This is a genomic window from Roseicella frigidaeris, from assembly GCF_003258945.1.
Lineage (GTDB): Bacteria > Pseudomonadota > Alphaproteobacteria > Acetobacterales > Acetobacteraceae > Paracraurococcus > Paracraurococcus frigidaeris.
Map to the genome: position 1 here is coordinate 1 of NZ_QLIX01000009.1, position 18,762 is coordinate 18,762.

The 18,762-nt window shown below is 73.0% G+C and carries 15 protein-coding genes and 1 tRNA gene; 9 read left to right on the top strand and 7 right to left on the bottom strand.

From position 1 onward, the window contains the following. Positions 1-134: 134 nt before the first annotated feature. Positions 135-1,343 (bottom strand): Na+/H+ antiporter NhaA, encoded by a 1,209-nt coding sequence (nhaA, locus tag DOO78_RS13405; RefSeq protein WP_111470307.1) that lies wholly within the window; start codon positions 1,341-1,343, stop codon positions 135-137. A 119-nt stretch (positions 1,344-1,462) separates the two neighbouring features. Between nhaA and DOO78_RS13410 the strand changes: the two genes are divergently transcribed. Further along, complete coding sequence (locus DOO78_RS13410; protein ID WP_111470308.1) at positions 1,463-2,734, top strand: cation:proton antiporter; 1,272 nt, start codon at positions 1,463-1,465, stop codon at positions 2,732-2,734. 46 nt (positions 2,735-2,780) lie between these two features. On the opposite strand, the gene DOO78_RS13415 is transcribed toward DOO78_RS13410, so the two are convergent. Together DOO78_RS13415 and DOO78_RS13420 are read right to left on the bottom strand one after the other, a co-directional pair. Next, positions 2,781-2,873 (bottom strand) — tRNA-Ser (locus tag DOO78_RS13415). A 131-nt stretch (positions 2,874-3,004) separates the two neighbouring features. After that, a complete protein-coding gene (locus tag DOO78_RS13420; protein WP_111470309.1) occupies positions 3,005-3,634 on the bottom strand; it encodes a glutathione S-transferase family protein in 630 nt (209 codons plus the stop codon). Positions 3,635-3,879: 245 nt separating this feature from the next. Between DOO78_RS13420 and DOO78_RS13425 the strand changes: the two genes are divergently transcribed. Further along, positions 3,880-4,158, top strand: coding sequence for an NINE protein (locus DOO78_RS13425; RefSeq protein WP_111470310.1), 279 nt, complete (start codon positions 3,880-3,882; stop codon positions 4,156-4,158). Positions 4,159-4,415: 257 nt separating this feature from the next. On the opposite strand, the gene gatB is transcribed toward DOO78_RS13425, so the two are convergent. The 4 genes from gatB to gatC are packed head-to-tail and all read right to left on the bottom strand — an operon-like array spanning position 4,416 to position 8,080. Beyond that, positions 4,416-5,864 (bottom strand): Asp-tRNA(Asn)/Glu-tRNA(Gln) amidotransferase subunit GatB, encoded by a 1,449-nt coding sequence (gene gatB, locus DOO78_RS13430; RefSeq protein WP_111470311.1) that lies wholly within the window; start codon positions 5,862-5,864, stop codon positions 4,416-4,418. Then, complete coding sequence (locus tag DOO78_RS13435) at positions 5,848-6,291, bottom strand: hypothetical protein (protein WP_128080052.1); 444 nt, start codon at positions 6,289-6,291, stop codon at positions 5,848-5,850. The genes gatB and DOO78_RS13435 overlap by 17 nt, the downstream gene beginning before the upstream one ends. Before the next feature lie 11 nt (positions 6,292-6,302). Further along, positions 6,303-7,793, bottom strand: coding sequence for an Asp-tRNA(Asn)/Glu-tRNA(Gln) amidotransferase subunit GatA (gatA, locus tag DOO78_RS13440; protein WP_111470313.1), 1,491 nt, complete (start codon positions 7,791-7,793; stop codon positions 6,303-6,305). Further along, positions 7,793-8,080: an Asp-tRNA(Asn)/Glu-tRNA(Gln) amidotransferase subunit GatC gene (gene gatC, locus DOO78_RS13445; protein ID WP_111470314.1), complete on the bottom strand. Its 288-nt coding sequence runs from the start codon at positions 8,078-8,080 to the stop codon at positions 7,793-7,795. Before gatC ends, gatA begins: the two co-directional genes overlap by 1 nt. Positions 8,081-8,448: 368 nt before the next feature. Here gatC and DOO78_RS13450 point away from each other — a divergent pair, with 368 nt between their 5' ends. The 7 genes from DOO78_RS13450 to topA all read left to right on the top strand — a co-directional run bounded on the left by DOO78_RS13450 (position 8,449) and on the right by topA (position 18,727). After that, on the top strand, positions 8,449-11,007 hold the full coding sequence (locus DOO78_RS13450; RefSeq protein WP_111470315.1) for a mechanosensitive ion channel family protein: 2,559 nt from the start codon (positions 8,449-8,451) through the stop codon (positions 11,005-11,007). A 165-nt stretch (positions 11,008-11,172) separates the two neighbouring features. Continuing rightward, the gene (ruvX, locus tag DOO78_RS13455; protein ID WP_111470316.1) at positions 11,173-11,643 is read left to right on the top strand and encodes a Holliday junction resolvase RuvX; all 471 of its coding nucleotides are present in this window, start codon (positions 11,173-11,175) and stop codon (positions 11,641-11,643) included. A 112-nt stretch (positions 11,644-11,755) separates the two neighbouring features. After that, positions 11,756-12,706, top strand: a complete 951-nt coding sequence (locus tag DOO78_RS13460; RefSeq protein WP_111470317.1) for an aspartate carbamoyltransferase catalytic subunit — start codon at positions 11,756-11,758, stop codon at positions 12,704-12,706. Beyond that, positions 12,699-13,973, top strand: coding sequence for a dihydroorotase (gene pyrC, locus DOO78_RS13465; protein ID WP_111470318.1), 1,275 nt, complete (start codon positions 12,699-12,701; stop codon positions 13,971-13,973). Before DOO78_RS13460 ends, pyrC begins: the two co-directional genes overlap by 8 nt. After that, positions 13,970-14,566: a glycerol-3-phosphate 1-O-acyltransferase PlsY gene (gene plsY / locus DOO78_RS13470; RefSeq protein ID WP_111470319.1), complete on the top strand. Its 597-nt coding sequence runs from the start codon at positions 13,970-13,972 to the stop codon at positions 14,564-14,566. Before pyrC ends, plsY begins: the two co-directional genes overlap by 4 nt. A 114-nt stretch (positions 14,567-14,680) precedes the next feature. After that, entirely contained in the window at positions 14,681-15,832 is a 1,152-nt protein-coding gene (gene dprA, locus DOO78_RS13475; RefSeq protein WP_111470320.1) for a DNA-processing protein DprA, read from the top strand. Positions 15,833-15,904: 72 nt separating this feature from the next. Beyond that, positions 15,905-18,727 (top strand): type I DNA topoisomerase, encoded by a 2,823-nt coding sequence (topA, locus tag DOO78_RS13480; RefSeq protein WP_111470321.1) that lies wholly within the window; start codon positions 15,905-15,907, stop codon positions 18,725-18,727. Positions 18,728-18,762: the final 35 nt, after the last annotated feature.

An 18,762-nucleotide genomic window follows, 5' to 3' on the forward strand; every position in this document is an offset into this window, starting at 1 on the left:
CAAACAAAGGCAGTCAGCACACCACCGCCAACCGGCAAAATCGTCCCCAGACCAGAAATCCCCCGTCGCGTGCGACTTCTTCAGCAGCCTGTTAGAGCAGATCGCCGCCGGGCGCGAACGCCGCGGCGCGCCTGTCAGCGCCGAGGCCGGGGCCCAGGCGATGGGCCACCCCGGTGCAGCAGGCGCAGCACGGTCCAGCCGGCCAGCCCGGCCAGCAGCGAGCCGAGCATGATGCCGAGCTTCACCTCGCCGAGCAGCAGCGGCGTGTCCTCGAAGGCCAGCATGCCGATGAAGAGGCTCATGGTGAAGCCGATGCCGCAGAGCAGGGAGACGCCGGCCATCTGCGGCCAGCTCGCCCCCATCGGCAGGTCGGCCAGGCCGAGCCGGATGACCAGCGCGGCGCTGCCGAAGACGCCGATGAACTTCCCGACCAGCAGGCCGAGTCCGACCCCGAGCGTCAGCGGCGCGGTCAAGGCATCGGCGCTGAGGTTGGCGAGGGGCAGGCCGGCATTGGCCAGGCCGAAGACCGGCACGACGAGGAAGGCCACCGGCCGCTGGAGGTGGTGCTCGAGCCGGAGCAGCGGCGCGGCTCGCCCCCCCGCCGCCTGCGCCCCCCCGGTCCGCAGCGGGATGGTCAGCGCCAGCGCGACGCCGGCGATCGTCGCATGCACGCCCGAGCGGAAGACCAGCAGCCAGAGCAGCAGGCCGAGCAGGAGATAGGGCCAGAGCCGCCGCACCCCGGCGCGGTTCAGCCCGGCCAGGGCCGCCAGCACGAGGGCGGCGAGGCCGAGATCCGGCAGCGAGAGGGCATCCGTGTAGAAGACGGCGATGATCAGCACGGCGCCGAGATCGTCGATGATGGCGAGCGCCGCCAGGAACACCTTCAGCGCGCTCGGCACCCGGTCGCCGAGCAGGGAGATGACGCCGAGCGCGAAGGCGATGTCGGTCGCCGAGGGGATGGCCCAGCCGCGCAGCGCCGCCGGGTCCTGCCAGGTGAAGCCGGCATAGATCAGCGCCGGCACTGCCATGCCGCCGGCCGCGGCGAAGCCCGGCAGGGCCCGCCTTGGCCAGCTCGCCAATTCGCCCCCGAGGAACTCGCGCTTGATCTCCATCCCGACCAGCAGGAAGAAGAGCACCATCAGCGCATCGTTGATCCAGTGTTCGAGGCTGAGCGGCCCGATCGCGGCATGCAGCGCCGCCTGGTAGCCCGGCGCCAGCGGCGAGTTGGCGAGAAGGAGGGCGACGGCCGCGGCCGCCATCAGCACCAGGCCGCCGGCCGCCTCGCTCTCCAGGAATTCGCGCAGCATCGGGATCGGGCGGCGCAGCGCCGGACGGTGGGCCATCGGGGAGTCCGGGCGATGTGGAAGCGGAGGCCTTGGTACCGTCCCGCCTCCGCCGCGCAAAGCCCCGGCCGGCGCCCCGCCTTCTGCAAACATTCGCCGCCCCCGGCTGTTACCCCTTCATGGCGCAAGGCGAATGGCTGCCCGATCCCTACATCCTCGCTCTCACCGGCCTCGGTCTCCTCATCGCTCTCGTGGCCTGGCTGCCCCTGGCGCTGAAGCGCCTGCCGCTGTCCTTGCCGATCGTCTGCCTCGGGATCGGCGCGGCGCTATTCTCGCTGCCACAGGTGACCTGGCGGCCCCTGCCCTACGATCACCTCGACGTCACGGAGCGCTTCACGGAGTTCGTGGTGATCATCGCGCTGATGGGCGCGGGGCTGAAGCTCGACCGCGTCTTCGAATGGCGCCGCTGGATGGTGGCCTGGCGCCTCCTGGCCATCACCATGCCGCTCAGCATCGCCGCCATCACCGGCCTTGCCGTCTGGGCGCTCGGCCTGTCCTTCCCGGTGGCGCTGCTCCTGGCCGCCAGCCTGGCGCCGACCGACCCGGTGCTGGCGGCGGATGTGCAGGTCGGCCCGCCGAAGACCGGCGCGGAGGATGAGGTGCGCTTCGGCCTCACCGCCGAGGCCGGGCTGAACGACGGCCTCGCCTTCCCCTTCGTCCAGCTTGCCATCGCCCTGGCTGCCGCGGCGGGCACGGGCGAGCCCTGGTTCGCCGAATGGCTGGGCTATCGGGTGGTGTGGGAGATCGGCGCCGGCGTCCTGGGCGGCTGGCTGATCGGCCGCGCCTTCGGCTGGCTGACCTTCCACGTCCCGGCCGAGAAGAAGCTCGTCCGGACCGATGACGGCCTGATCGCCATCGCGGCGACGCTGGTCTCCTATGGCCTGACCGAGATCATCCACTCCTACGGCTTCCTGGCCGTCTTCGTGACCGCGCTGACCTTCCGCCGCACCCACCGCGAGCACGACTTCCAGACCCGCATGCACGAGGTGACGGAGCAGGTCGAGCGGCTGGCGATGATGATCCTGCTGCTGCTCGGCGGCGCGCTGATCCGTGGGCTGCTGGCTCCCGTCTCGTGGATCGACGCCTGCCTGGCCCTGGTGATCCTGCTGGTCATCCGTCCCGTCGCCGGGCTGATCGGCCTCGCCGGCTTCCGGGCCGAGCGGACCGAGACGCTGACGCTCGCCTTCTTCGGCATCCGTGGCGTCGGCTCGCTCTACTACCTGTCCTATGGCCTGAACCGGATGGAGGTGGCGGAAGCCGGGCGGCTCTGGGGGCTCGTCGGCCTGGTGATCCTGCTGCACGGCCTGACCGTCACGCCGATCATGCGCTCGCTCGATCGGCGGCAGGGGCGTGATCCGGACACGGGCGAGGTGCTGGGGGACGGGACCTAGGGCCGCGGCCCGATTTCGGCCGGGCCGCCTATGAGCGGCCGGCCGATGGCGGAGGGGATGGGATTCGAACCCACGATAGAGGTTGACCCCCTATAACGGTTTAGCAAACCGTCGCCTTCAGCCACTCGGCCACCCCTCCGCAGAAGTGACAGGCCCACGACGTATGCAGCGCGCCTCTTACAGGCGGCGTGCCCAGCCGTCAAACGCCCCGCGCCGGGCGCCAATGCCTCCGGAACGGGGCCTCGGGACCGGTGCCTCAGGACCGGTGTCTCAGGACAGGGCGACCTCGAATCCCTTGGCGGTGGCCGGGCGCGCCATCATCCGCTCATACCAGGCGGCAACGTTCGGCAATGCATCGAAGGGCACCTGATGCCGGTCATGCCGCCAGGCCCAGCCGAGGATGGCGAAATCGGCGATGCTCGGCTCGCCGTCCGTCGCCACGTAGTCGCGCCCGGCCAGGCGCCGGTCCAGCACGCCGTACAGCCTCTGCGTCTCCGCATGGTAGCGCTTCAGCCCGTAGTCGCGCGCCGGTCCCTCGGGCTGCATCAGGAAATGATGCACCTGGCCCGGCATCGGCCCGAAGCCCCCCATCTGCCACATCAGCCATTCCAGCACCGGCACCCTGGCCCGCAGGTCCCGCGGCAGGAAGCGGCCGGTCTTCTCGGCGAGGTAGAGCAGGATGGCGCCGCTCTCGAAGACCGAGATCGGCTGCCCGCCCGGCCCTTCGGCATCGATGATCGCCGGGATGCGGTTGTTCGGGCTGAAGCTCAGGAAATGCGGATCGAATTGCTGGTTCTTGGTGATGTCGACCGGCTTCACGCGGTAGGGCAGGCCTATCTCCTCGAGCGCGACGCTGATCTTGCGGCCATTCGGCGTGTTCCAGGTGTAGAGGTCGATCATCGGCTGCCCTCCGTGGCGTCTCCGTCGCGCCAGCCTATCGCGGAACCGCGCGCCGGCCAGCCCCGAGCCCGCCGGGCCAGCTCCGCTGCATCGCGGCAGACGGCGTTGCAGGGCGGCCACGGCAATGCAACAAACCTGCGCAGCCCGTGGAAATTGCTTCCCTTTCCCAGGACCATGCCGCAGCGTGCCCCTCGGCGTCGCGACGTGAGGGGCACGATTCGCGGCGTTCAGGGGGATCTACTGTCATGAGTGCGGTCACGCTGCCGGGCACGCGCCGGAAATCGATCGGGCTTGCCTATCTGTTGCTGGCGCTCTGCGGGCTGTTCGGCCTGCACCGGATCTATCTCGGCCGTGGCCTCTCCGGGGCCGGCATGGCGGCGATCAGCCTGCTCTCCATCCCCCTGATCTGGAGCGGCCTCGGCCTCCTCGGCTTCGTGGCGACCGGCACCTGGGCCCTGGCCGATGCCCTGCTGATCCCCTCCATGGCGCGCGAGACCGATCCCGGGATGCCCGCCCTGGCCTGAGAGCCAGGCCCACCGGCCGGCGCCCGCCCGACCCCCGACGGGTGGCGCGCCGCAGGCCGGGTTTCCAGGCCCGGCCCGGCAGCCGCGGCACGCGCCCGAGGCAGCGCCGCGAAAGCCGGTTGGATCATGGTCCAGCGCGGCGTTTGATCGCGTGAGCCACGCCTTCGGTGTTTCCACCTCAGGCGATGACATTCTAGGGCGCTTCCCGTGCGAGCATCTTCACCTGTCCGGATGAGGTCATCCGGACAGGATCTGCTCTAGCCAAGCAGCTTCTTCACCGCCTCGTTCACCAGGGCCGGGTTGCCCTTGCCCTGCATGGCCTTCATGGTCTGGCCGACGAAGAAGCCGAACAGCTTTTCCTTGCCGGATCTGTATTCGGCCACCTTGCCGGCATTCGCCTCCAGCACCCCGGCGACGATGCGCTCGATCGCGCCCGCATCCGTCACCTGCCGCAGCCCGCGCTCCTCGACGATGGCGCCGGGCGAGGTGCCGGTCTCCACCATCGCCTCGAACACCTCCTTGGCCAGCTTGCCGGAGAGGGTGCCGTCCTGCATCAGGTCGAGCAGCATGCCGAGATACTCGGCCTTGACCGGCGGCGCGGCGATGCTGGTCCGGGTGCGGTTGATGGCGGCGAAGAGGTCGCCCATCACCCAGTTGGCCGCGATCTTGGCGTCGCGCCCCTGCGCCACCGTCTCGAAATAGGCGGCCGTCTCCTTCTCGAGCGTCAGGACATGCGCGTCGTAGGGCGAGAGCCCCATCGCCACGTAGCGGGCGCGGCGCGCATCCGGCAGCTCGGGCAGGCCGGCCTTGAGCTGCTCCACCCAGGAGGCTTCCAGCACCAGCGGCGGCAGGTCGGGATCGGGGAAGTAGCGGTAGTCATGCGCATCCTCCTTGGAGCGCATCGAGCGGGTGATGCCGCGCGCCGGCTCGAACAGCCGGGTCTCCTGCTCGACCGTGCCGCCCGCCTCCCAGACCTCGATCTGGCGGCGCGCCTCGGCCTCCACCGCCTGCATGACGAAGCGGATGGAGTTGACGTTCTTCACCTCGCAGCGGGTGCGGTAGCCCTCGCCCGGCCTGCGGACGGAGACGTTCACATCCGCCCGCAAGCTGCCCTCGTCCATGTTGCCGTCGCAGGTGCCGAGGTAGCGCAGGATCTGCCGCAGCTTGGTCAGGTAGGCGCCGGCCTCCTCCGGGCTGCGCATGTCGGGCTCGGAGACGATCTCCATCAGCGCGACGCCGGAGCGGTTCAGGTCGATATAGGATTTGCTCGGGTGCTGGTCGTGCAGGCTCTTGCCGGCATCCTGCTCGAGATGCAGCCGGGTGATGCCGATGGTCTTCGTGCTGCCGTCCTGCAGCTCGATCTCGATCCGGCCCTCGCCGACGATCGGATGCGCATACTGGCTGATCTGGTAGCCCTGCGGCAGGTCGGCATAGAAGTAGTTCTTGCGGTCGAAGCGGGACCACAGGTTGATCTGGGCGCGCAGCCCCAAGCCGGTCCGCACCGCCTGCGCCACGCATTCGCCGTTGATCACCGGCAGCATGCCGGGGAAGCCGGCATCGACGAAGCTCACCTGGCTGTTCGGCGCCGCGCCGAAGGCGGTGGCCGCGCCGCTGAACAGCTTGGCCTCGCTCGTCACCTGGGCATGCACCTCGAGGCCGACGACGATCTCCCAGGGGCCGCTCGGGCCCTCAAGCGTGAAGGACATGGTCCCCTTCCCTCTCTGCCCAGGCGAAGACGCGCTGCTGCTCCTCGGCCAGGAATTCCGCGGCATTGCCGCCCACGATGCGCCCCAGACGCTCCGCCGCCCGGGCGAAGCCGATCAGCGGCCGGCCGCGCATGGCGCCATGCGCCAGGCTCGGCCGGTCCACCACGATGGCCGAGAGCAGCGGCCAGCCCCGCGCCGCCGCCCGCCGGCAGAGATCGAACAGATGCGGGTCCATCCGCCGCCGCGCCGCGCTCCAGCCGAGGCCGCTGGCCGCCGCCAGCCCGCCATAGCTGACATAGCGCCGCGCCGCGGCGGCGGCATGGATATGGCGCAGGCTCGCCGCCAGGGACAGCGCCGGGGACGGGGCCGGGGCCGGGGACAGGGCCAGGGCCAGGGACAGCGCCGGGCCGTCCGCGGCCGGCGGCATCGCCTCCGGCGTCACACCGCCCCCGCCCGCAGCCCCGGCACGGCGCGGAAATCCGCCGCCGTCTCGATCGCCGCGCCGACGGCGAAGACCGTCTCCTCGTCGAAGGCCCGGCCGATCACCTGCAGCCCGAGCGGCAGGCCCTGCGCATCCAGCCCCGCCGGCACGGCGAGGCCCGGCAGGCCGGCGAGGTTCGCCGTCACCGTGAAGACGTCGTTCAGGTACATCGTCACCGGGTCGTCCTGCCGCTCGTCCATCCCGAAGGCGGCGGAGGGCGTCGCCGGGGTGACGATGGCGTCGACGCCCTGGAAGGCCTGGTCGAAGTCGCGCTTGATCAGCGCCCGGATCTTCTGCGCCTTCAGGTAGTAGGCGTCGTAATAGCCGGCGCTCAGCACATAGGTGCCGATCATGATCCGCCGCCGCACCTCCGGCCCGAAGCCGGCGGCGCGGGTGCGCTCGTAGAGGTCGCGCAGGTCGCTGTCCTTTGCCGCCTCGCGCAGGCCGAAGCGCACGCCGTCATAGCGGGCGAGGTTTGAGGAGGCCTCGGCCGGCGCCACGATGTAATAGGTCGGCAGCGCGTACTTCGTGTGCGGCAGGCTGATCTCGACCGTCTCGGCGCCCTGGTCGCGCAGCCATTGCAGCCCCTGCTCCCAGAGCCGCCCGATCTCGGCCGGCATCCCCTCCAGCCGGTACTCCCGCGGCACGCCGATCCTGAGCCCCTTGACGCCACGGGCGCAGGCGGCGGCGAAATCCGGCACCGGCAGGTCGGCCGAGGTGCTGTCCTTCGGGTCGAAGCCGGCCATGGAGCGGAGCAGGATGGCGCAATCCTCGACCGTGCGGGCCACCGGCCCCGCCTGGTCGAGGCTGCTGGCGAAGGCGACAATGCCCCAGCGGCTGCACCGCCCATAGGTCGGCTTGATGCCGGCGATGCCGCAGAAGGCGGCGGGCTGGCGGATGGAGCCGCCGGTATCGGTGGCGGTGGCGCCGAGCGCGAGCCGCGCCGCGACCGCGGCCGCCGAGCCGCCGGAGGAGCCGCCGGGGACCAGCCGGGTATCGGGGTCGTTGGCCCGCGACCACGGGTTCTCGACCGGCCCGAAGGCGCTGGTGGTGTTGGACGAGCCCATGGCGAACTCGTCGAGATTGACCTTGCCGAGGAAGACGGCGCCGTCGCGCAGCAGGTTGCCGCTGACCGTGCTCTCGTAGGGCGGCACGAAATTGCCGAGGATGCGGCTGCCGGCCGTGGTCCGCGTCCCGGCGGTGCAGAACAGGTCCTTGATGGCGAGCGGCACGCCCTCCAGCGGCCCGGCGAGGCCCTCCGCCCGGCGCGCGTCGCTCGCCTTCGCCTGCTCCAGCGCCCGCTCGGCGGTCACGGTGATGTAGGCGTTGAGGCGCGGGTTCAGCGCCTCGATCGCCTCGAGATGCGCCCGGGTGAGCTCGACGCTGCTGACCAGCCCCTCGTTCAGCGCCTCCATGGCGCCGCGGAGCGTGAAATCCGTCGGGTGCATCACTCGACCACCTTGGGCACGGCGAAATAGTCGCCGGCGCGGTCGGGCGCATTGGCCAGCACCGCCTCGGCGATGCCGCCATCGGTGACCGCGTCCGCGCGCAGGCGGAGCATGGTCGCGCCGCCGCCGGCCATCGGCTCCACGCCGCTGGTATCGACCGCCTGCAACTGCTCCACCCAGGCGAGGATGCCGTTGAGCTCGCCCTGCAGGCGCGCGATCTCCTCCTCCTCCAGATGGATGCGGGCGAGCGACGCGACGCGCCGGACGGTCTCGGTATCGAGCGACATGTTCGAGATGCGACCCCAGTTGCGGATTGGGTGTGGCGATGGAGAGTGGCGACAGCAGGCGAGGAAGCCACTGGGCGCCGCGAAGTCAAGGGCCGACAGGGGGCCGAAGGCGGGCCGGCGGCGGCCGCGCCCGGCCCCCCATGCCCGCCCGGGGTTGCAACCCATCCCCGCCTCGGGCCTTTCTGCGCGGCGAGACGTCTTCCCCGCGGCGGCGCCGGAGGCCGGCTGCCCCACCCGCGGAGGCGACCCGGCCGCGGATCCGCCGCGCCGCATGGGCGCCGGGCCGCCCGCGCCCCGAACCAGACAGAAGGATGACCGGCCGGATGATGGTCCCGCAGTCGCGACAGGCACCACCGAGGATCCGGACCATGGGCGGCAGGCCCACCGGCCCGGCCTTGGCCCGTCCCTGGATCGTGGCCCTGGCCCTGCTGCTCCTCGGCCTGCTGGTGCCGGCCGCGCCGGGCCGCGCCCAGACGACTGGCGACCTCGCGGCGGGCCAGGCTGCGGCGCCGACCGCGCTGGCGCCGGAGGAGGCCCGGCGCGCCGCCGAGCTGCTGCGGGACCCGGCGCGGCTGCGCGAGGTGCTGACCGCCCTCGACGCCCTCGCCCGGCTGGCGCCCTCACCCGCCGTCCCGGCGGCCCCGGCCAGCCCCTCCGCCGCGCCCGCGGCCGATGCCCCGGCGCCCGCCGCGCCCGCAACCAACGCGCCCGCCGCACCGGCGGCCACCGCGCCCTCGGCCAGTGCACCAGCCGCCGGGGCGCCCGCCGCCGGCGCCGCCCCCGCCACGGCGGCGCCCGCCCCGCCCGAGCACGTTTCGCTGACCTCGGACAGCGTCCTCGGGCAATTGATCCAGGCCAGCTCCACCTGGCTGCGCAACGCGGCGGGCCAGCTCACCGCCACCGGCCGCACCCTGGCCGACCTGCCCCTGGTCTGGTCCGCCATCCTGCACACGGTGCGGAGCCCCGCCGCCCAGGCGGCCGCCCTCGATGCCGGCTGGAAGCTCGCCGTGGTGCTGCTGCTCTCCTGGGCCGCGCAATGGCTCGTCCGCCGCGCCCTGCGCCAGCCGCAGCGGATGGTCGTGGAGGCGGCGCGCCGCGGCGCGGAGCGGCGCCGGGCCCGGGCCGCCGCCGCGCCGCATGCCGAGGGGGAGGCGATCGTCAGCCATGGCGAGCTGCGCTTCCTCAATCGCCTGCCGCTCGCCCTGCTGCGGCTGCTGCTCGAGCTCGTCCCGATCGGCGTCTTCGCCGCGGTCGGCAACCTGCTGCTGGCCACCCCGGTCGATGCCGGCTGGGCTCCCCGGCTCATCATCCTGACCGCGGTGAACGCCTATGTGGTGCAGCACGTGGTCATGGCGGTCGGCCGGGCGCTGGTCTCGCCGGACCAGCCGCTGCTCCGCCTCTTCAACGTCACCGACGAGACCGCCGCCTATGTCGAGGTCTGGCTGGCGCGCCTGTCGCGGGTCGCGGTCTATGGCATGGCGGTGCTCGAGATCGCCCGGATCCTCGGCCTCTTCCCCTCGGCCTACCAGTCGCTGGCCAAGCTCGTGATCCTGGCCAACCACCTGCTGCTGATCGTCGTCATCCTGCAGTCCCGCAAGCGCGTGGCGGCCTGGATCGCCGCCCCCGCCGGCAGCCACACCGCCTTCGCCGGGGTGCGCAACTGGCTGGCCGCCACCTGGCACATCCTCGCCATCATCCTGCTGCTGGCGGTCTGGTTCGTCTGGGCGCTCGAGATCCGCAACGGCTACAGCCTGCTGTTCCGCTATTTCGGCGTGACGCTGGTGGTGCTGGCCATCGCGCGGCTGGCGATCATCGCCATCCTCGGCATGCTCGACCGCATCTTCCGGCTGCGGCCGGAGCAGACCGCGCAGCTCCCCTTCCTGGAGGCGCGGGCCAATCGCTACTACCCGCTGCTGCGCCGCAGCGTCTCCCTGCTGCTCGGCGTCATCGCCGCGCTCGCCGTGCTGCAGGTCTGGGGCGTCGACGCCTTCGCCTGGTTCCAGGATGGCCGCCTGGGCGAGAGGCTGGCCCAGACCCTGCTGCTCATCGCCATCGCCATCGTCATCGCGGTGGTGATCTGGGAGGCCTCCATCGCCTGGATGGACCACCAGATCAACGGCATGGTGGCCGAGGGCGACTATGCCCGGGCGACCCGGCTGCGCACCCTGCTGCCGCTGCTCCGCACCGCGCTGCTGACCGCGATCGTGATCGTGGTCGGCTTCACCGCGCTCAGCCAGCTCGGGGTCAACATCGCGCCGCTGCTGGCCGGCGCCTCCATCATCGGCGTCGCCCTCGGCTTCGGCTCGCAGAAGCTGGTGCAGGACATCATCAACGGCATCTTCCTGCTGCTCGAGAACACCATGCAGGTGGGGGACTGGGTGACGGTCTCCGGCCTCTCGGGCTCGGTCGAGGCGCTCTCGGTGCGCACCATCCGGCTGCGCGCCGGCGACGGCTCGGTGCATGTCATCCCCTTCAGCGCCGTCACCACCGTCACCAACACCAATCGCGGCATCGGCAACGCCGCCGTCTCGGTCACCGTCGCCTTCGACGAGGACACCGACCGGGTCGGCGAGGTGCTGAAGGAGATCGGCGCCGCGCTGCGCGAGGACCCGGCCTTCCGGCACAACATCCTCGACGACTTCGCCCTCTGGGGCGTCGACCAAGTGGATGGCGCGACGGCGACGGTGCTCGGCCAGATCAAATGCACCGATTCCGGCCGCTGGGGCGTGCAGCGGGAGTTCAACCGCCGCATCAAGCGCCGCTTCCAGGAGCTCGGCATCGAGATCGCCGTGCCGACCCGCTCGATCATCCTCAGCCGGCCGCACCGGCCGGAGCCGGCGCCGCAACGGCCGCCCGGTGCCGCCAGCCCCGCCTCGGGCGCCGAGCCGCGCTCGCCGCCGCCGGCCGCGCTCGGCAACACCGCTTGATACGACCGGCCGTTGCTGGTGCCCCATCAACGGCCCCTCAAGCGCCGGGCGGTTTGCTCCGCAAACCTTGGCCACGTGCCACGCGGCGCCCATCCGGGTGCTCGGCCCGGCGGGCAGGCGGGCGGGGCGCTCCCGTCCGCCGGGCATCCGCCCTATAGGGCCCGCATGCCCGTCCTGCCCCTCCCCGCCCTGCGCGCCGGCCTGCCCCGCGGCCAGCGGCTGATCGGCCTCGATCCCGGCAGCCGGCTCATCGGCGTCGCCCTGTCGGACGTGCTGCTGATGCTGGCCAGCCCCTATGGCGCGCTGAAGCGGGGCAAGCTGAAGGCCAATGCCGCCGAGGTGGCGGCGATCGCCCGGAAGGAAGGGGCGGGCGGGCTGGTGGTCGGGCTGCCGCTCGGCATGGATGGCTCCTTCGGCCCGGCGGCGCAGGCGGCCAAGGACTGGGCCATGGCGATGGGCGAGGCGGCCGGGCTGCCGGTCGCGCTCTGGGACGAGCGGCTGAGCAGCGCGGCGGTCAACCGGGCGATGATCGCGGCCGATGTCACGCGGGCCCGGCGGGCCGCGGCGGTGGATGCGGCCGCCGCGGCCTGGACCCTGCAATCGGCGCTCGACGCCACGCGGCCGGCCCCGGCCTGAGCCTCGCCGGCCTGGCCCCTTCCCATGGCCTGGACCCCCTGGCTCGGCCCCTCGGCTTGGCCCCTTGGGCGGGGAAGGCTAGCTTGCCGCCCGCCGCAGCCCGCGAGTCCCGATGTCCTTCTCCTTCCCGATCCTGCCCGGCGGCCATCTGCTGGCCATCGAGGGGCTGGAGCCGCCCCATATCGGCGCCCTGCTCGACCTGGCCGAGAGCTACGCCCTGCTCAACCGCTCGGGGAAGACGCAGCGCGACCTGCTCCGCGGCCGCACCCTGATCAACCTCTTCTTCGAGGACAGCACCCGCACCCGCACCTCCTTCGAGCTGGCCGGCAAGCGGCTGGGCGCCGACGTGATCAACATGTCGGTCTCGACCAGCAGCGTGAACAAGGGCGAGACGCTGCTCGACACCGCCGCCACGCTGAACGCCATGCATTGCGACCTGCTGGTGGTGCGCCACGCCCAGTCCGGCGCCCCGGCCCTGCTCAGCCAGAAGGTCTCCGCGAGCGTCATCAATGCCGGCGACGGCACGCATGAGCACCCGACCCAGGCGCTGCTGGACGCGCTGACCATCCGCCGCCGCAAGGGCCGGCTGGAGGGGCTGGTCGTCGCCATCTGCGGCGACGTGCTGCACAGCCGCGTCGCCCGCTCGAACATCCACCTGCTGACGGCGATGAACGCCCGGGTGCGGGTGGTCGGGCCGCCGACGCTGATCCCGGCCGAGGCGGCGCGGCTCGGCGTCGAGGTCTTCCACGACATGCGGGCCGGGCTGGCCGGCGCCGATGTGGTGATGATGCTGCGGCTGCAGAAGGAGCGGATGACCGGCGGCCTGGTCCCCTCCTCGCGCGAGTTCTTCCGCTTCTTCGGCCTCGACCGGGAGAAGCTGGCCGTCGCCCGGCCGGATGCCATCGTCATGCATCCCGGCCCGATGAACCGCGGGGTCGAGATCGAGAGCTCGATCGCCGACGACCCGGAGCGCAGCGTGATCGGCGAACAGGTGGAGATGGGCGTGGCCTGCCGCATGGCGGTGCTCGACGTGCTGGCGCGGGACCTGCGGCGCAATGCGTGACCTCGTCATCGCCGGCGCCCGGCTGCTCGACCCCGCCTCCGGCCTCGACACGGTGGGCGACCTGCTGGTCTGCGAGGGGCGGATCGAGGATCTCGGCAGCGGCCAGGGGCGTCCCGAGGGCGCCGCGCTGGTGGAGGGCGCGGGGCTCTGCCTCCTCCCCGGCCTGGTCGATCTCCGCGCCGATATCGGCGAGCCGGGGCATGAGCACCGCGAGACCATCGCCTCGGCCGCCGCCGCCGCCGCCGCGGGCGGCATCACCACCCTCTGCGCCCTGCCCGACACCGACCCGCCGCTCGACGACCCGGCGCTGGTGCAGTTCGTGCTGCGGCGGGGCGAGGCGACCGGCAGCCTCACCCTGCTGCCCTATGGCGCCGCGACCAAGCGCTGCGAGGGCCGCGAGCTCGCCGAATACGGGCTGCTGAAGGAGGCCGGCGCCATCGCCTTCACCGATGGCCGGCGGGCCATCGCCGGGGCGCGGACCATGCGCCTCGCCCTCTCCTATGCCCGCGCCTTCGGCAGCTTCGTGGTGCAGCACCCGGAGGAGCCGAGCCTCGCCGCCGGCGGCGCCGCCACCGAGGGCGAGCTGGCGACCCGGCTCGGCCTGCCCGGCATCCCCCTGGCCGCCGAGGCGATGATGGTGGCGCGCGACATCGCCCTCGCCCGCATCACCGGCGGCCATGTGCATTTCGCCCATGTCAGCACCGGCGCCGCCCTCGCCCTGATCCGCGCCGCCAAGGCGGAGGGGCTCGCCGTCACCTGCGACACCGCGCCGCCCTATTTCGACCTCAACGAGACGGCGATCGGCGACTGGCGCACCTATGCCAAGCTCTCGCCGCCGCTGCGGCCGGAGGCCGACCGGCAGGCGGTGGTGGCGGCGCTGGCGGACGGCACCATCGATGCCATCGCCTCCGACCACCAGCCGCGCGACGCCGACGACAAGCGCCTGCCCTTCGCCCAGGCCGAGGCCGGCGGGGCCGGGCTGGCCACGCTGCTCGGCGTCACCCTGGCGCAGGTGCATGGCGGCCAGCTCGGCCTGCTGGCCGCCCTCGACCTGCTGACGGCGCGGCCGGCGCGGCTGCTCGGCCTGCCGGCGGGCCGGCTGGCCAAGGGCGCGCCGGCGGATCTCGTCCTGCTCGATCTCGAGCGTGGCTGGCAGGTGAAGGACGGGCAGCTGCCGGGCAAGGCGCAGAACACGCCCTTCGACGGCCGGGCGCTGGAGGGCCGCGTCCTCGGCACCTGGAAGGCCGGCCGCCGGGTCTTCGGATGAGTTCGCCGCTCGCGCTCGCCCTGGCCCTGGCGCTGGGCTACCTGCTCGGCTCGGTGCCCTTTGGGCTGCTGCTGACCCGGGCGGCCGGGCTCGGCGACATCCGCCAGATCGGCTCGGGCAATATCGGCGCGACCAACGTGCTGCGCACCGGCCGCAAGGGCCTGGCCGCGGCGACGATGCTGCTCGACCTGCTGAAGGGCGTGGCGGCGCTGCTGCTCGCGGCCGCGCTCTGGGGCGAGGTGGCCGGCCTCCTCGCCGGCTTCGGCGCCATGCTCGGCCATGCCTTCCCGGTCTGGCTCGGCTTCAAGGGCGGCAAGGGGGTGGCGACGGGGGGCGGCGTGCTGCTGGCCGCCGCCTGGTGGCTCGGCCTCGGGGCGCTGCTGGTCTGGCTGGCGGTGGTGGCGACGACCCGCATCTCCTCGGCCGCGGCGATCGCCGCCTGCCTCGCGGCGCCGGTCATCGCGGCGCTCGCCGGGCGCCCGGACCTGGCCCTCTTCGCCGCCGGCATCGCCGCGCTGGTGCTCTGGCGGCACCGGGGGAACATCGCCCGGCTGCGCGCCGGCACGGAGCCGCGGATCGGCCGGACGGGATGAGTCTCTCCTTACCGTAGAGAGACATTGACGTTCTGATGGCATAACATGGCGCGGCGCGCGCCGGATCGGCAAGGTGCGGCCGCCGGGGGAGCCGTGCCGGACCGAGACCCAGACATGACCGCGCCGTCCCTCTCGGAGGCCGAGGCCCTGGCCCGCCTGCGCCTCGCCCGGACCGAGGGCATCGGCCCGCTCACCTACCAGCGGCTGCTCGAGCGGCATGGCAGCGCCGGCGCCGCCCTCGCCGCCCTGCCCCGCCTCGCCGCGCGCCGCGGCGCGCCCTTCGCCGTGCCCCCGGCGGCGGCGGCGCGGCGGGAGGTCGAGGCCCTGCAACGCCTCGGCGGCCAGCTCCTCTTCGCCGGCGAGCCGCCCTACCCACCCCTGCTGGCGCTGCAGGAGGACGCGCCGCCGGTGCTCGCCCTGCTCGGCGATCCGGCGGCGCTCGCCCCGCCGGCGGTCGCGCTGGTCGGCGCCCGCAACGCCTCGGCCGCCGGCCGGCGCATGGCCGAGGACCTCGCGGAAGCGCTGGCCGCGGCGGGGCTGGCCGTGGTCTCCGGCCTGGCACGGGGAATCGACACCGCCGCGCATCTCGGGGCGCTGCGCCGCGGCCGCACCATCGCCTGCATCGCCGGCGGGCCGGACCTGCCCTATCCGCCGGAGAATGCCGGGCTGCAGGCGCGGATCGCCGCCGAGGGCGGGGCGGTGCTGGCCGAGGCGCCGCTCGGCACCGCGCCGCTCGCCCGCCACTTCCCGCGCCGCAACCGCATCGTCGCCGGCCTCGCCCTCGGCATCCTGGTGGTGGAGGCGGCGCCGCGCTCGGGCAGCCTGATCACCGCGCGGCTGGGGCTGGAGGCAGGGCGGGAGCTCTTCGCCGTGCCCGGCAGCCCGCTCGACCCGCGCTGCCGCGGCTCCAACGACCTGATCCGCCAGGGGGCGCATCTGGTGGAATCCGCCGAGGACGTGCTGGCGCATCTGCCGGCGGCGCCGCGCGCCGCGCCGCTCTTCATCCCGAGGCCGGAACGGGACGGCGCGGCGCGGCCGACCCGCGCGGCGGCGCCGGCGGACTCGTCGATCCCCGCCACGCCTTCGGCCCAAGTGCTTGAATTGCTTGGAGCCAATCCAATAGCGGTTGACGAGGTGGTGCGGCGCTGCCACCTGTCGCCCTCCGCGATCCAGGCGATCCTCCTCGATCTTGAACTGGCCGGGCGGGTGGAGCTGCTGCCGGGCAACCGGGTGGCGCTCCTCGCCAGTGGCCAGGACGGGCGCTGAGGCGGCGGGCCTGCCTCGCCCTTCGCGCCGCCGGCCCTGCATCCGGGCTCGGCTACAGGATATGTGGAGTCCATGACGGACGTCGTCGTCGTCGAAAGCCCGGCCAAGGCCAAGACCATCAACAAGTATCTCGGCCGCGACTTCACGGTGCTGGCGAGCTTCGGCCATGTCCGCGACCTCCCGCCGAAGGACGGCTCGGTCCGTCCCGACGAGGATTTCGCCATGGACTGGGAATCCGAGGATCGCGGCGAGCGCCAGGTCAACGAGATCGCCCGGGCGCTGCGCGGCGCCCGCCGCCTCTTCCTCGCCACCGACCCCGACCGCGAGGGCGAGGCGATCTCCTGGCACGTCCAGGACATGCTCGCCCGCAAGGGGGCGCTGAAGGGCGTCGAGGTCCACCGGATCACCTTCAACGAGATCACCAAGCGGGCGGTGCAGTACGCCATCGCGCATCCGCGCGACCTCGACGCGCCGCTGATCGATGCCTATCTGGCGCGCCGGGCGCTCGACTACCTGGTCGGCTTCACCCTCTCGCCGATGCTCTGGCGGAAGCTGCCCGGCAGCCGCTCGGCCGGGCGGGTGCAATCGGTCGCGCTGCGCCTCATCTGCGAGCGCGAGGCCGAGATCGAGGCCTTCCGCGCCCGCGAGTACTGGACCGTCGAGGCCCGCTTCCTCACCCCGGTCGGCGCCCCCTTCACCGCCCGGCTGACGCATCTCGGCGGGAAGAAGCTCGACCAGTTCGACCTGCCGGACGAGGCCAGCGCGCTGCGCGCCAAGGCGGCCGTCGAGGCGGGCACCTTCAGCGTCCTCTCGGTCGAGAAGCGCCGGGTCCGGCGCAACCCGCCGCCGCCCTTCACCACCTCGACCCTGCAGCAGGAGGCGAGCCGCAAGCTCGGCATGGGCGCGCAGCAGACCATGCGGACGGCGCAGCAGCTCTACGAGGGTGTCGACATCGCCGGCGAGACGGTCGGCCTCATCACCTATATGCGGACCGATGGCGTGCAGATGGCGCGCGAGGCGATCACCGCCATCCGCGACCATGTGAAGGGCGCGTTCGGCGCCGACTACCTGCCCGGGGCGCCGCGCGAATACACCTCCAAGGCGAAGAACGCCCAGGAGGCGCATGAGGCGATCCGCCCGACCGATGTGCGCAACACGCCGGAGCGGGTCGCCCGCTACCTGGATGAGCGGCAGCGCCGGCTCTACGAGCTGGTCTGGAAGCGCGCCGTCGCCTCGCAGATGCAGTCGGCCGAGCTCGACCAGACCACGGTCGAGGTGGCGGATGCGGCGCGGAAGACCATCCTGCGCGCCACCGGCTCGGTCATCGCCTTCGACGGCTTCCTCAAGCTCTACCGCGAGGACGAGGACGACCGGGCGGCCGATGCCCGCGCCGGCCTCGTCACCGGCAGCCAGGAGGACGAGGAGAGCCGCACCCTGCCGCCGATGCGCGAGCAGGACCCGCTGAAGCGCGGCGAGGTCACGGCGAGCCAGCACTTCACCCAGCCGCCGCCGCGCTATTCCGAGGCGAGCCTGGTCAAGAAGCTGGAGGAGCTCGGCATCGGCCGGCCCTCCACCTATGCCTCGATCCTGCAGACCCTGCAGGACCGCGACTACGTCAAGCTGGAGAAGCGGCGCTTCCTGCCCGAGGATCGCGGCCGGCTGGTCACCAGCTTCCTGGTGAAATTCTTCGAGCGCTACGTCGATACCGGCTTCACCGCCGGGCTCGAGGAGCAGCTCGACGAGATCTCCGGCGGCCGGGTCGACTGGCGGGCGGTGATGCGCGCCTTCTGGGATGAGTTCAAGCGGGCCGTCGACGCCACCAAGGACCTCAAGATCAGCGACGTCATCGACGCGCTGGACGAGGAGCTCGGCCCGCATTTCTTCCCCGAGCGCGGCGACGGCGCCGATCCGCGCGCCTGCCCGGCCTGCAGCAACGGCCGGCTCGGCCTCCGGCTCGGCCGGACCGGCGCCTTCATCGGCTGCTCCAACTACCCGGACTGCCGCTACACCCGCCCGCTCGTCGCCCCCGGCGCCGAGGGCGAGGGCGCGACGGGGCTGACCGAGGGCCCGCGCGAGCTCGGCACCGACCCGGCGACGGGCGAGAAGGTCACGGTCCGCCGCGGCCCCTATGGCGTCTATGTCCAGCTCGGCGAGGGCGGCACCGACGCGAAGGGCAAGCCGACCAAGCCGCGCCGGGCCAGCCTGACGCGCGACATGGACCCGGACACGCTCGATCTCGACCGGGCGCTGCGGCTGCTCTCCCTGCCCCGGGTGATCGGCCGCGACCCGGAGAGCGGCGAGGAGATCCAGGCCGGGCTCGGCCGCTTCGGGCCCTATATCAAGCTGGGCTCGGTCTACCAGTCGCTCGAGCCCGGGGATGACGTGCTCTCCCTCGGCATGAACCGGGCGATGGAGCTGCTGGCGAAGGCCCGGGCGAAGGTGCGGGTGCTCGGCCCGCATCCGAAGGACGGCGTCTCGGTCGAGATCCGCAAGGGCCGCTTCGGCCCCTATGCCCAGCACGGCAAGACGGTGGCCAACCTGCCGCGCACCCTGACGATGGAGGAGGCGGGGCTGGAGGAGGTCGTCGCCCTGCTCGCCGAGAAGGGCAAGGTGCTGGCGCCGCGCGGCAAGGCCGGCGCGAAGACGGCGGCCAAGGGCAAGCCGCGGCGGGCGGCGGCCAACGGCGCCGCCGCCACCGATGACGCCGCACCGGCCGAGGCCCCAGCCCGCCCGGCGGCGCGCAAGCCGGCCGCGCGCAAGGCTGCCGGCGGAGCCGCCGCCAAGCCGGCCGCCGCCAAGCCGAAGCCGGCCGCCAAATCCTCCCCGGCCAAGCCCGCGGCCCGCAAGCCGCCCGCCCGCAAGGCCGCCGCCCCGAAGCGGACGGGCAAGGCCTGACATGGCCCGCCGCCCCGTCGGCGGCGATCCCGCCC